The 14,149-nt window shown below is 58.3% G+C and carries 8 protein-coding genes and 1 pseudogene; 5 read left to right on the top strand and 4 right to left on the bottom strand.

The genetic code is table 11. The annotated features are described in order from the left end of the window. Positions 1–369 precede the first annotated feature (369 nt). From ACZY1F_RS18560 to ACZY1F_RS18540, 5 genes are all read left to right on the top strand, one after another. A complete protein-coding gene (locus ACZY1F_RS18560) occupies positions 370–2,676 on the top strand; it encodes a CehA/McbA family metallohydrolase (protein ID WP_463943777.1) in 2,307 nt (768 codons plus the stop codon). Between the two features lie 74 nt (positions 2,677–2,750). Then, positions 2,751–3,140 (top strand): hypothetical protein, encoded by a 390-nt coding sequence (locus tag ACZY1F_RS18555; protein ID WP_463943775.1) that lies wholly within the window; start codon positions 2,751–2,753, stop codon positions 3,138–3,140. Between the two features lie 1,397 nt (positions 3,141–4,537). Continuing rightward, positions 4,538–5,467 (top strand): amino acid ABC transporter permease, encoded by a 930-nt coding sequence (locus ACZY1F_RS18550; RefSeq protein ID WP_463943773.1) that lies wholly within the window; start codon positions 4,538–4,540, stop codon positions 5,465–5,467. Then, positions 5,464–6,249, top strand: a complete 786-nt coding sequence (locus ACZY1F_RS18545) for an amino acid ABC transporter ATP-binding protein (protein ID WP_463943771.1) — start codon at positions 5,464–5,466, stop codon at positions 6,247–6,249. The genes ACZY1F_RS18550 and ACZY1F_RS18545 overlap by 4 nt, the downstream gene beginning before the upstream one ends. A gap of 179 nt (positions 6,250–6,428) precedes the next feature. Then, positions 6,429–7,376, top strand: coding sequence for an ABC transporter substrate-binding protein (locus ACZY1F_RS18540; protein ID WP_463943769.1), 948 nt, complete (start codon positions 6,429–6,431; stop codon positions 7,374–7,376). Between the two features lie 1,253 nt (positions 7,377–8,629). Here the strand turns inward: ACZY1F_RS18540 and ACZY1F_RS18535 are convergent. The 4 genes and pseudogenes from ACZY1F_RS18535 to ACZY1F_RS18520 form a co-directional block, all read right to left on the bottom strand. Continuing rightward, positions 8,630–9,706, bottom strand: a pseudogene (locus tag ACZY1F_RS18535) (IS110 family RNA-guided transposase); the annotation flags it as partial. A gap of 1,243 nt (positions 9,707–10,949) precedes the next feature. Next, positions 10,950–12,095 (bottom strand): serine hydrolase domain-containing protein, encoded by a 1,146-nt coding sequence (locus ACZY1F_RS18530; RefSeq protein WP_463943767.1) that lies wholly within the window; start codon positions 12,093–12,095, stop codon positions 10,950–10,952. Between the two features lie 602 nt (positions 12,096–12,697). Further along, positions 12,698–13,381 carry a GntR family transcriptional regulator gene (locus tag ACZY1F_RS18525; protein ID WP_463943765.1) on the bottom strand — a complete coding sequence of 228 codons (684 nt, stop codon included), beginning with the start codon at positions 13,379–13,381 and terminating at the stop codon, positions 12,698–12,700. Between the two features lie 201 nt (positions 13,382–13,582). Next, positions 13,583–14,098, bottom strand: coding sequence for a winged helix DNA-binding protein (locus ACZY1F_RS18520; RefSeq protein WP_463943763.1), 516 nt, complete (start codon positions 14,096–14,098; stop codon positions 13,583–13,585). Positions 14,099–14,149: the final 51 nt, after the last annotated feature.

Here is a 14,149-nt window from a genome sequence, read left to right as displayed (position 1 = left end):
GGAGATCAGCGAATCAGCGCGCGAAGGAGGCAACTGCCCTGCCGTTGAAGCCTTGGCAACAGCAATCTGTTGACAGTTTGCGGCGTGGCGGACATGATGAACTAAACGCTCGTGAGGATCCGACTGTGGAGCTGTTGCGATTCGGTTGGTGTGTGCGCTCCTGCGTTGTGCTTCGCGCTGCAAACTTGGCCTGCAGCGGCGTGCACGGCTAAAACGTTCATGCTTCTCTGGATAGTGCGTTGAACCACACGGGCTCGCGAAACGCAGATCGTCCGTAGACCTTCTGGTTGCCTCAGCCGGCACAAAAACGGCCGATAGTCGGCGGGGCTGAAGTCCCTAAAGGGCTTAGGAATGACGTAGGAGATATTAATGATGTTAGAACCCTCTATTCAGCCACTTCTTGCGTCTGCGACCCGCGCGGCAACAACGCTTGAGGACCTCGGTGAGCCACTGCCCGCGAAAGTCCGCACGGAAATGCAAAGACTGGAGGCCAGCTCGGCACCGGACCCCGAGCGACGCCAAGAGCTTGAGTCGTTGCTCCAGCCTTTTGTGCTGGTCGAAGTGATCGTGGACGAACAAGGAGTCTGTTCCGGCGAGCCAGGCACGGCGTCGCCGATTTTGGTGCAACATGGCTGGCGCAACTTCCTGGTGCGAATCAGAAACCCTCATCGCACTGTGGGCTCGATTATCGCGTTGAATCAGGGTGTATTGGATGTGATCGACTACAAAAGTAACGCCGCGCGCGTCGCAATACTGGACTCCCTGACCACTGTGCCGTATGTCAAGGATGCATGGCTCGCGGCGAAGTTCGCAGGAGCGGCAGAACTAACGGGTTTAGAGGTCGAGTACGTGGTCGTCAGCCTATATAGCCGGGACAGCGGTATCCGAACAGGTGCGTTGGGTGTCGCCGTGGAGCCAACAGCGGTGGCCTTGATCGCCCCGGAAGCCGTAATGTCCTGGCCGAGGCGTATTAAGCATAAGTCCCGGACCCGGGCAGCGACCCTTGAGTTCACCACTCATGGGGCTCGTGACATCCGGATCGATGTACGAGAGCCCGATGGTCGCAGTTGTATGGCTGCTATCACGGTACGCGACCGTGTGGGACGGTCCTATCCGTCGAAGGCGATGCGGCTGGCACCGGACATGTTCTTCCAAGATCATGTGTACCGGGCCACAGGCGAGGTAATTCCTCTTCCCGCCGGGGATTACGAGATTTCGGCCAAACGCGGACCCGAATACCGTCAAGTCCAAACGGATGTTCATATCGAAGCGGACACCAATGAGATTTCCATCGTCCTGGACCGGTGGGTTGACCCAGCGAGCCACGGTTATTATTCGGGCGATCCGCATATTCACGCTGGCGGTTGCTCACATTACAGCGTGCCATCAGAGGGCGTCGCGCCAGAAACAATGATCCGGCACGTCCGCGGTGAAGGCTTGTGGCTCGGGAGTGTGCTGAACTGGGCTCCCAGCTACTACTACCAAAAGCAGTTCTTCAGCGGTGAGTCGATCAGCCCATCTGCTCAGCTGGAGCACAAAGACCTTCAGGATGCACAGGGCGTGACCTGGACGCCTCAACCGACCGATCGCGATGACGAGAGCCTGCTGCGATACGACATTGAGGTGTCCGGTTTCCCGTCCAGCCATTCCGGTCACCTGATACTTCTGGGACTTACAGACCAGGATTACCCCGGCACCGCTCTACTGGAGGAATGGCCGTCCTGGAATCTTCCGGTCCTGCAGTGGGCTAAGTCGCAGAATGCGCTTGTGGGTTTCGCGCACTGCGGGTTCGGGCTCTCTGTTGGCACCGACGAACTACCCAACTACATCGTTCCGGCCTTCCAATCGATCGGGTCCAATGAGATAGTCGTGGACGTTCCACTAGGTGCCGCCGATTTTCAGGCCGGGGCCCAATTCTCCCCCGCAGCTGAACTGAATATCTGGTACCACCTGCTCAACGTTGGCTACCGCACGCTTATGCTGGGCGAAACCGACTACCCATGCGTGTACGACGATCGCCCAGGCGTCGGGCGCACGTACGTGCAACTTCCCGAGCCGCCGCAGGGTAAGCGGGCATTGGAGGCATGGACCACCGGCCTGAAGGAAGGAGCATCGTACTTCGGTGACGGCCGCAGTCATATTTTTGACTTCGCAGTCAACGGAGACGTCAGCCGTGAACAGTCCCTTGAGACAACTGCAAGCATACGTGTGCAAGCTACCGTCGCGGCCTGGCTGCCGGAACACCCGCAAACACCGCAGCCGGGGCGTCCCTTGCATAGCGGACCAGTCGGTTGGGATCTGGAGCGCGCTCGGATCGGTTCATCTCGTAGTGTTTTGATCGAATTGGTCGTAAACGGCTTCCGAGTAGCATCCCAGGAGATCGACGCGGATGGCAGCGAGTGCGAGATCACGTTCGATGCCGAGCTTGAGCGTTCGTCCTGGGTCGCGCTGCGAATTCTTGGCAGCGCGCACACCCAGCCAATTTTCCTTGAAATCGCAGGTAAGCCGATCCGCGCGTCCCGACGCAGTGCTCAGTGGTTACACGACTCGGTGGACGCTTTATGGAGGGCGAAGTCAGGATTTATCCGAGCAAGCGAGCGGGCAGCCGCCCTCGACGCATACGATGCCGCGAAGACCGCTTATTTGGCTCGTAAGGACGAATGTGAGGTCGAGTGATGGATAAGCCTACTCACAAGATGCCCCGCATGGCGGGCTGTTGCGGTCCAGTCGACTCTGAAGCACCGATTGCTGTGACGATTAACCCTGAGGCCCGGGTCAGCGCCGTCCGTACGAAGGCGCCGATCGGGGACGCAAGGCCGGGAGAATGGCACACGATCCCCGTGGCAGTAATTAACCAGGGATTCGTGACAGGTTCGCTGACCATCGACGCCGGTCCAGTCCGCGGTGTCCAGCTCGATCTGCCGGTCCACGAACTTACCGGCGAACAAAGTCAGGAGGTCGCGTTCCGGATTCGACTCGACTCCGGAGCTGTGGACGTGTCTCTGACATTTCGTGCCGACAGTGCCCTCGGCGGGCTCGCCAACCACAGCACCGTCCACTTCCTCGTTCGTTCCGAGTCACCAGCACGACCGCTTGGAGATGCCTTATCCGGCGGCCATGCCTCACGGGAACTGGTTTGATGCAGCGCCCAGTACACAAGCCGCCAACAGGAACGAACCTCAACACACTCAGCACGCTGTCCACCGTGGCCACCGCGAGAGCACCCGAAGTGAAAGACCCTATGGGTTGTACGCTTTTCGTCAATCCGTCTCCTTCCTATTCGCAACGCGCTGCTGCATGACGAGGCACGTTGGGTCCAAAACTTCAAAAGGAACGGGCGCGCGGGCCACGGAAGAGATTCGGCCGGGCAAGAAGGCCCGGTCGAAAACACGAGCGGCCGTGCGAGACTCAGCACTCCAGAACGACACCGGAAGCCGGTCCGCTGCCGTTCTGGCAGGCCACTCGCGGTGGGTTGCGATGATCGCTGCGGCAGGCGTCTGCGCCCACCTGGCGATGGTCGGCGCTGGCGGATGGATGACTTTCGCGGCGCTTGCCATGGCACTCGCTTGTGCCCCTTGCGTTGTCCAAATGTTAGTGGCACCTTCGGTGGGGGCTGGGCGAATGCTCGTCGGGATGTCCCTAGGCATGGCTCTCGTGCACGTGATAATGCTCTTCGGCATACCTGCGTCGGGTCATTTGCATGCGAGTTCCGCGACCTCGACCGTTGCCACTCATGCCGACCCCGCTCACGCCGGCTCCGCTCTGGTCGCTACGGGCGTCGACTTTACTACGTCCATGGTTGCGGCGAGCTGGATTCGGAGACGATCCTCGATCCCGAAGCTTCACGTCTCGTCATCATCCCGCATCACCGAGATCCCGCATCACCGAGGCGCCAGCCCAGAGCTAGAGTGAGGATGCCGGGGGCCGTATCACGCGCTGCAGCGACTCGTTTGGATGCGCCGTCCTGTTCCTACTTGGCGAGCGGGACGTCCATCACGTTGAAATCTTCTGGATGCATAGACTTCCTGAATGGCCAGGGTCAAGCTCGGCACCCAGCTGGCCAGATAGGGCTGCCTCCTAGCGTTAAGCACCGTCCCGCGAAGCTATTCGCTTGTCCTGCCAACAGAAAACTGTTGACAGTTCACCGCCCGAAGGTCATAGTTAATGAGTCCGCGGCCGATAGGCCGTACCGGCGCCCCTGCATTGTAGAAACCCGGCCAACATGCAAACACTCATCTGTTGACAGTAAACTCCGAAAATGAGACGCTTGTCACGAGAAGTCCTCCGAGTGAGCATTGCCACATCTCAAACGGATGGACAGCGACTTGGCCACCGCTTCAGGGCGAACCACGACACCGCTCGGCATCACCGAGCCGGAGTGTCCCGGGGGGTGTGCGCTTTAAATTATTCAATACAAATGGAAGGAGCAGTCGACATGCCGTCAGAGCCAGTGTTGTCGGACCGTACTGCAATTACCCAAGGGGGCGGGACATTGAATACTCCGTCCATGCCCCAGAAATACCCGCACACTCTCCCAGTGGCTCGCAAGATCAGCTACGGCCGACTTCTCGCTGCTGCTGTGGTACTTGTGCTATTCGCCAGACTCGCATATCTGCTGACCACGAATCCAAATATGCAATGGGATGTGGTCTGGAAATATGTCGGAAGTATGGATCTGATCTATGGTCTTCTAACGACTCTGATGCTGACTGCAGTCTCAATGGCGGTTGGCGTGCTTCTCGGCACTATCCTCGCTTTGATGCGTATGTCATCAAATCCCGTTGTCTTCGGGATCAGTGGCCTCTACATTTGGTTCTTCCGCGGCACCCCACTCCTCGTACAGATCATCTTCTGGTTCAACCTCTCCCTCATTTTTCCCAGGCTCTCTCTGGAGATTCCGTTCGGGGGCCCTACCCTTTTTAGCGGCGACACCAATGATCTCGTAACCCCAATGACGGCTGCGTTGCTTGCGCTCTGCCTAAATGAAGGCGCATACATGTCGGAGATCGTCCGCGCCGGGATCCTCTCGGTCGAACGAGGTCAGCTTGAAGCAGCGCAAACAATTGGCTTGTCAAGAGTATCGACCGTCACTCGAATCCTCCTGCCGCAGGCGATGCGCGTAATCATTCCGCCCACGGGAAACCAACTCATCGGCATGCTAAAGACGACGTCTCTGGTCAGTGTCATTGCCGTCTCCGAACTACTGCATTCGGCCCAGCTGATCTACGCGCGTACTTATGAGACGATTCCGCTCCTTATTGCCGCGAGCGTTTGGTATCTGATTGTGAGCACCATTTTGACCTACATCCAGGGACACATCGAGAGGCATTACGGGCGCGGCTCCGGACCACAGACCACAAGCATGGCAACCCACCTTGGCACCTTTTGGAAGAACCGCAGCTGGCGGATTCCAGCGAAGAAACCGACCACAGATGTATCCCTTGGAATTGGCGAGGAGGGAAAATGAACGATTCAATAATCCGGGTCGAACGCGTGTGCAAGTCATACGGCAGCCTCGAGGTGCTACATGACGTAGACCTCAGCCTTAAGCAGAGCGAGGTCGTGTCGATCATTGGCCCGTCAGGATCCGGCAAGAGCACACTTCTACGGTGCATTATCAATCTTGAGAAGATCGACTCGGGCGGGATTTACTTCAATGACAAGCTTCTGGGATACCACATCCGCGGCGGTAAACTCCACGAAATGGGGCGGGACTCGGCGGCCAAACAGCGCAAGGACATGGCGATGGTCTTTCAGGGCTTCAACCTGTTCCCGCATCTGACGGTCCTGGAGAACGTAACGATCGGCTTAACGGTAGGGCGCAAGGTACGGACCAAGGTCGCACAGGAGAAGGCTCTCGCGCTGCTTGACCGTGTGGGTCTTACCAGCAAGCGCGACTTCTATCCACGGACGTTGTCCGGTGGCCAGCAACAGCGGGTCGCAATAGCACGGACGCTTGCACTGGAGCCCAAGGTCATCCTCTTCGACGAGCCCACCTCTGCCCTCGATCCTGAGCTGGTGGGAGAGGTGTTGGACGTCATGCGCGGTCTCGCCCTGGACGGAATGACGATGATCGTAGTCACCCACGAAATGGCTTTTGCCCGCGATGTCAGCGACCGACTGATCGTCATGGACAAGGGCCGGATCCTCGAGGAGGGCGATCCCAAGCAGATCATGGCCGACCCAAAGAACGAGCGCACCAAAAAGTTCCTGGGCATCGCAGAACAAGATCCTGTGAAGACCGCTTAGTACCAATAGTGCGGCTTCGTGAGCGCCAGTAGTTATGACTGTCGAAAGCTGAAAGGCAAGCACTAAAAACTTTTACACGCTTTCGATTTAAGCATTCACCATGAACCCCTAATTCCGCCAAATAGAACGAATACTCGAAATGTTGACCCAAATAACGTCGTCTACCCCGAAGGAAAATGATGAAAATCTCGGATAGCCAAATGATTCATGGCGGACTTCGAGCACGCTCGAGTCGCCTCTCACTCGGGTCGATTTGTGCCCTGGTGCTCGCCGTTTCTCTTACCGCATGCGGAAGCTCGGCACCTGCAGCTCCCTCCCAAACCGGTTCAGATTCGGCAAAGCCGACCAGCGAGTTTGGGACTACTCTGGGTCCTGCCGCCGAACTGGTTCCCGACGCCTTGAAGAACAAGCCCATTACCGTGGTGGTGACTTCGGATTACCCGCCTGCGGGCTACCTTGACGAGAATAAAAAGCTTGTCGGAACGTGGGTCGATTTAGGCAAAGAGATCGGTGCCGTTACAGGCCTGCAGATCAAGGTCGAGGTGGCACCGTCTTTCGATACAATAATTCCGGGGCTCCAGGCGCATCGCTGGGACTTGGCCATTCCTGCCTTCAGCGTTACGGACGCGCGACGCAAGGTTTTGGATTTCGTCACGATCGCTGACAGTTCCGTTGGATTCATAGCCCGGTCCGACTCCCAGTTCAGCATTGAGGGAGCATCGGATGTTTGCGGTCTTAAGGTGGCCGTCCTCGAAGGGTCTGCGCAAGCGACCGCCGCGGAGGCTTTGAGCAAGACATGTCAAGAGTCGGGGAAGGCCCCAGTCGATGCGCAGTCATTCAAGTCGCAAGACCAGGCCATTCTGGCGCTGACGAGTTCGCGCGTGGACGTCCTAGTCTGTGACAGTAGTCAGTTCGGACAAGTCGTTCCGAAGAGTAACGGCCGCTTCCGGGCGGAGAGCTTCCTGTATAACAAGAGCCCGCTCGCTATCGGCTTTCCGAAGGGTAGCGATTTGTCTCCGATCTTCCTCCAGGCAGTCAAGGACCTCATCAGTCAAGGCGTCTACGAGAAGATCATGGACAAATATGGTGCACCGAAAGATTTCAAGGACGCGCAGCTACTTCAGTAGGCAAGAAGTCTGGCATTGTCAGGCTGCAGCATGACCCCACAGAATCTCGTTGATAAGTATTTTTGTCAGTGACGTTGGTGGTGCCGATGCCCAAGGTGGGAGTGCCCTAGGATCAATGGCTGATTGGTAGGGTGCGGACCACTGCGGATAAGCGGTAATGAGACTGGTGAGCCAGGCGGATACGAAGTTGTGTCCGCCTGGCTCACATCTTTAGCTCGCGAATGGCGAACGAACCGATCCACGCGGTCGGCCAAGGAGCCCGCCCCTGCACACACCCTGCCCAGGGCGGACAGCCATATCTCGGCGAAATGCCTATTCAGTTACAACGCAGTGCTGGATAGGTTCACCAAGGGGTGTGGAGGGACAGGGAAACCAGTATGCCAAGAGTCCCTGGTCTTCGTGAGAAAATCGACTGCTGTACCTCAAGTGACGCCTTCAACTTCTAGCCGGCAGCAATAAGCAGCAAATTTTCCAGTTCAGCGGACGCACAGCCTCCAGCGGTTTGTCCACCTCCCGGGAGCGGCGGGAAGCCAAGCTCCAGCAGTTAGCAACCAGTATTCAAATTGGGCCTGCTGCGCATCACACTCGGCCGTATCTTGGATAAGTCAGCGGCGGCAGTGACTCCACCAAGCGCCAGACTTCGGGGCATTTAGAACGTGTGCTGCTACGCCGCTGGATTCTTCTTACGGGGTCGGCTTGGGCGTCAAGGACAAACGGCGGACCCAGAAGGCCTGCAGGACCTTTCAACAAACCCAAAGACGCGTGCAGGTACAGAGGAGATGGAATGAGGCATGACTGGGAGCCGCAGCTGCTACGCCCCCCGCCGCTTTTCTACGACCCGTTTGACGAGGAGCGATCCGATTACATTCCGGATCCGCCGGCGCGGAAGCACTCGGCTCGAGAGCGACAGCAGCAAAGGAGTTCACGTATTCTCACCCGGGCGTACCGTCTTGAGCAGGTCGTTTCCGATATTACCAAAATTCGCCAAGACCAGGCCTGATTTGCAACCGGTTTGGAACGGACAAGTATTCTATATCGGTTGCAGTGACGAGGTCTCCCCACATGCATAACACCAAGCTCCTTTATGGGTTTGCAAGAGCCAAACACGAACGTAACGAGGGCGGCCCCGACCGCACGGTGTCTGGCGGTGCAGCATTCGTCAGCAGAGGGATGTTTATCGTGTCAGCGCTGGTCGAAAAGTGAGCCATTTCGTGGGCTTGGCGTCCAGTGGTCGACTCTTCTATGTCTGTCAAGCCGCTTTTCATCGCTGTTGCCGAGGTGTTGAGCGTGCGGTAGATACGGCGAGCCAGGTAGCGTTTGATGCAGCGGCGGATTTCCTTGTCGGTACGTCCTTCGGCGCGTCGCTTCTCCACGTACTCGCGGGTTTCGCCGTCATGGGTCATCCCGGTGATCGCGACCAGGTGCAGGGCGCTGTTCAGGGTCCTGTCACCGCCCCGGTTCAACCGGTGCCTGACCGTGTTCCCGGAGGATGCCGGGATCGGATTCACCCCGGCGAGGGAGGCGAACGCCGCCTCGTTACGGACCCGGCCCTGGTGTGACCACGCGGCGAGGCACTTCGCGGCGCTGATCGCCCTGAACCCCTTCTCCTCCAGCAACGATGCGACCTCGCTGACCTTGACCAGCTCATCCAGCTGCCTCTCGTTGGCCGCCAGCTGCTCATCGAGCTCCAGGACGTGTTTGGCCAGCCGCACGGCCTCGTCACGGGCAATGGACAAAGAGAGTTCCTCGTCGCGGGACCGCCACTTGGAGACCCCGGTGATCTGGGCGCCGGTGAGTTTCTTGCGGGCATCGATGCCCAGGTCGTTGCTGCGCACCAGGGCGTTGAGCGCGTTGACCGACCGGGTGCGGTCCTTGGCCATGGAGGCGCGCGCCGTGACCAGGATCCGCACGCCCTGGCGAACCCCGTCATGCAGGCGGGGTCGGCGCAGTTTCTCCACCGGCAGGGGCAGGGTGGACATGGCGATCTGGTGGGCGTCTAGGGCATCGGTTTTACCCACGCCGCGGCGCTTCTTGGCGTCCAAGCGCGGCGCCTCGGCGACCGGGAAGCCGTGTGTAGCCACGGTGCCGGCCAGGATCGCCCCGTAGGACGCGGCGCCTTCGATCACCCAGAGCGTATCGGCATTGCCATCGGTGCGGCGGGCGACCCAGGCGATGGCTCGGTTGATCCCGGCTGCGGTGGTGGGGAACTCGCGGGTTTCCAGCAGGGCACCGGTAGTGGACGCAAGGATCGCGTAGACGTGGTTGCGGGCGTGAGTGTCAACACCCACGACAAATGGGTGGGCATGCGCGACGATAGACATGGCGGTCATTCGTACCTTCCTCTTCACGGATATGGTCATGGCCGCTGTCGGCCGGCACCAGTCCGGGTAGAGGTCACCAAAGGAACAGCACTGTGATGGGTCACGCCCCGCAAGGGGTGGACAATCTTCTGATCAAGCTACCGAGGTGGGCCGGACGGGTACCGGCCGGCCCACCACCGTGGACGGACAAGTCGACCGAATGACACCTGAAGGTCAGTTGCAACATGAGTCACGTCCACGGGGCGGAAGGGCCGGTACCTATCCTGCCAGCCAGTCCCAGACCAGCTAAGAAAAGTCTCACAGTTGCAACACCTGAGCTTTTAGGAGTTGCAATTGGGAGAGTTAGGCTTTGCTTTAGCCGGGATCTCGTGACCATGGGGGCCGCGGTAGTATGACATTTCCTCGTTCGCCCGGCCCCCAGCTTTCCTTGGCAACCAAACATATTGTTTTTGTTTAGCACCGAGCTAAGGCGTGCTGTCCCAGGTGCAAGCGCCTCGAAACCCAGTAGTGGAAGGCGGCTCGGTCTTCAATCGACCATGCTTGATAGCCCTCTGCCTTTTCGAATAGTCGCCGGCCTTCAGTGGAAGACTGTAGCCAAAGAATCGCTCCGTCCTCGGTGACAGCATCCACAATTCCGCTGCAGATGACGGTCCCTCCGGGCTCGCGCATCTCCACGGAGACGCAACTGAGGGTACTCCAATCGTCAATTTGCCGCGGAGTCATAATCTATCTTTCTTTGGTTGTCTTAAGAATTGCGTCGGCCGAGTTTAGGGTTGGAGAACTGGCGTTGACCCCCGTATCGGTGCCAAGTCGCTGACGGTGCCCAATATCGCTGTCCCGTGCGGGTATTTAGGCAGCGCTGACTACTTAGCGAGGGTCTGTGTGGGTCTGGAGCCACTGCGTCGGGGTGCCGTTCACGGCCGGCATTACGTTTCCTTCGCCGATAAAGCGGGCTTTGGAAAGAGCGCCGGTCAAGCCATCCCGCCCGGATACCACCATCCAGTCTCGGGGCAATGGTCCCCGGTCCGAATAATGGTGGACTCTGTGCGAGCGGGAGCGAGCGCCGAAGGGACTCGCCGTTTCATTGAGGTTCCTTGGTAGTTGGATGGGATTGCCGTTGCCGTGATCCCCAAAGTGGCTTGGGGGTTCTGGCCAAATGTCGTGTTGACCTCGACAGGCCAAATTTATTGCCCTTTGCAGCTGGGAGCGGCACCGCTCCCGGCGGGCTATGGCGTCTCTCTGGGGAGCTGACCTAGTCTTCGAAATCGAGAAGGCCTATCTCAGTAAGCATGGCTGAGATAGAGGCGTGGTAGCCGTCATCATTGGCGCTGCTGTTTTCTAGGACGCTGAAGAACACTCCCACCACGCCGCTGGTGAGATCTACTTGAAGTCGTTGACCGCCATAGCCATAGTGGCCGACCCATCTGCCGTCGGTGTAAAGGTGGTTGCTGTATTTGAGACCAGTACCCTGTGCCTCTACAGGTACCCCGCGGGTGAGCGATTTCTGGATGAACGCTGTATTGCCAACCTGTTCACCCGCGATGCCTTCGCCACCTCGTGCAAAGAGAAGCCCATAGCGGGCTAGATCTCGAGCGGTAAGGGAGACACCCCCGTTGGCGTTGGGGAAGCCTTCCCGGTCGGTTGAAATATGCAAGTTACCTTCGACTCCAGCTGCATCAGTGAGGTCTGCAAGGAAGGATCGCATAGGCCGTCCCGTGGCCGCTTCTGTAACCATAGCCAGCACGTCAGTATTCGCGGACTTGTACTGGAAGTGACCAGTCCGATTTGCAGTGTCGTCGGACAGGATGGTGGCCAGAAACTGACGCTGGGTTAGTTCGTGTGCGGGGTCACGGGGCAAGCGCCAGCCGTACGCTTCCTTGTGGGTGTAACAGCTGGCCTCGGGGTCACGGTAGTCCTCGCTGTAGTCATTAGTCACGCCCATATCCAGCACCTGCTGGATGGTAGCGTCCGCGTAGCCACTTCCGATCCAGGGAAGGTAAGCGTCGACTCTCCGGGAGAGGTCCACGCTGCCCTCCTCCGCTAAGCGACCGATGACGAGGTTCATCATGGTCTTGGAGATGGACTGAATGATGTGCGGGTGAGCCGGGCCGAAGTCACTGGCATAGCGCTCGAACAAGACTTCGGAACCCCGAACGATGACCATTGCCGAGAACCACGGGAGCGAACAAAGCTGACGCACCGCCTGCATCTGGGCGATACGAGGATCCATGTTCTTCCTTAGATGCAGGACGCGTCCGGCCCTATAACTGGTGCTGTAGCGAGACAAACGGTAGCGGTTGTGGAAGCCATGGCGCCGGTAGTCGGGTTGACTCATATGCTCCTGGTTATCACTTCCGACGACCAAGTCGGGATTTGGCTCACTGACCAGCTCTCTCATGATTGGTTCTTTCTATTGTGGTAATACTGTCGGCGTCTTAGGCCTTTTCCCAGCGTGGCAACCTCTCAGTTCCGGCCTGGTTCAGTACAGATACGGTATTCGGTCTGTCTGCGGGCGGAGTTTTGATATGAGCGGCACCTTTGCCGCAATGTGTCCGGCGTTAGTATCCCCACTGGCGTCGGTACCGGCCGTCCGGCTGTTGGGCGCCGCCCAGATTGCTCGATCGCTTCAATCATGTCATTCCACCAGTGAACTGTCAACAGTTTTATGGCACACTTCTGCAGCTGGCTGACCAGTACGCCAATCCGCAAGTTGCCCTATATCGAGCGGAAAGAGTCGTCGCCGACATCCTGCAGCGCGTCGAGTTAGGGCCGTAAGGGCGTTTGAATCGGGACGGCAAAATGCCCGCGATCAGTCGCCGCACGCGGCGGGAGGGCTTGTTTGTTTGACAAAAGCACGGCAAGGCAGGCGGGGAATGTACAGAGCGGCCACCACCGTCCTAGCAGTTACTGGCGGTGTTTCACGTCAGCTGGAGCAGGGAGTGCAAGGCGGACATAACAGTGGGGTTCAACCTGCCGCAGAAGCCCCTAAGGTGAGCGTTTTTAGGCGCTAGATGAGACCCTGTCGGCATCGTGGTACACGGAGCCTTTAATGTGCCGGGACATCAGTTTGGAAGCGTTGGCAGCGTCTCTGGTTTCAATCGCGCGGATGATCTCGTTGTGGTCATCGACGATCACGTTTGGCTCGACTGATTCTTCCTCGTAGCGGCTGATGATCAGCCTGACCTGGTCCCCCACCGTCTCGTAAGCCCTGCTCAGCGCGGGATTGTTGGCCATTCGCACGAGCGTGGTGTGAAACTGCATGTCGTGATCCAGAAGAGCGCTAAAGTCGCGTTCATTCGCCGCCTCACGCATGTTAGCCACGTGTGTTTGCAGGTCGGAAACCTCGCCCCCGGTGCGGATGACAGCTGTCAATGCCGTTGTTTCCAGGGCGATGCGGACTTCGTAGATGTTAGCCACTTCGAGGGGAGTGAAGTGCTTTACGCGGGCTCGTCCGTTTCGCTGTTTTTCGACAAGTCCTTTAGCCTCTAGAATGGCCAGGGCTTCACGAGCGGGTCCCCGGCTTACGCCGAAATATTCAGCAAGCTGAGGTTCGGACAATTCGCGAGACGGCGGATACTTACCTGCAAAAATTGCCTGGCGAGTCTGTTCCATCACCTCGTGGGCGAGCGTGGCGCGCTTCAACGGTTTGACATTTTGAGAGTAGTTGATCGCCACTTCTGTCACGAGCTGACTCCGTTCGAGCGTGAAGCGACCGAGGAGATCCCGGTCCTCCTTGCAAAGTTAGCCTCGAAAACCGTCAACTGTCAACCGGTGTTCGGTAGGCCGTCCGCAACGAGGGCCGCGGGGACAATTGGACGAAGCGCAGGAACGAGCCTCGCGAGGGCAAAGCCGGCTGACGAAATAGGGGTGTCCCCTAGGTGAGACTTAAGTTGTGGAAAGGTGGGTTTGGTCAGATTTTTCGCGGCCGCGGTCACCATCCGCTTTCGTTCCGCCAGTGGTGATCCGAAACAGACTGTTGAGTTGGGTGCGCAAGTCGTGGTAAGCGACGCTGCCTAGAGCAGCTTCCCATTCGGCTTCAAGTGTCTGCTGCGAAGCAGCGACCAGTTTCATGGCCTCCTGACCGCGTTCGGCGAGGCTGACATGCTCGTCATCCAAGCGGCTGACATACTCGTCGTCCACGTGTAGGTAGCCATTTTCGGCCAGCATGTGCACTACGTTTTCCAGGATTTGGGGGTGCATGCCGACCCGGGCGGCTAGACCCTTGAGGCTGACGGTTTCAGCTTCCATCCGCGAAATAACGTGCAATTGCAACTTTGGGAGATCTTTGTAGCCGGCGGCCTTTAGGTCCTCGACGATCCTTCCCATTATGAAATGGTATGAAGCTGAGAGTACCGAGGCGATGTTCGGCTGGTCTGTGTTGGTCTCGGATGATTGCGGCATGACGACGTCCTAACTAGTGGGTGCGGCGCCCTCGAGCCTGTGAACGACGCC

Source organism: Pseudarthrobacter xylosi, from assembly GCF_055412765.1.
Note: the sequence above shows the minus strand (reverse complement) of the source record. Positions and strands in the feature narration are given on the sequence as shown.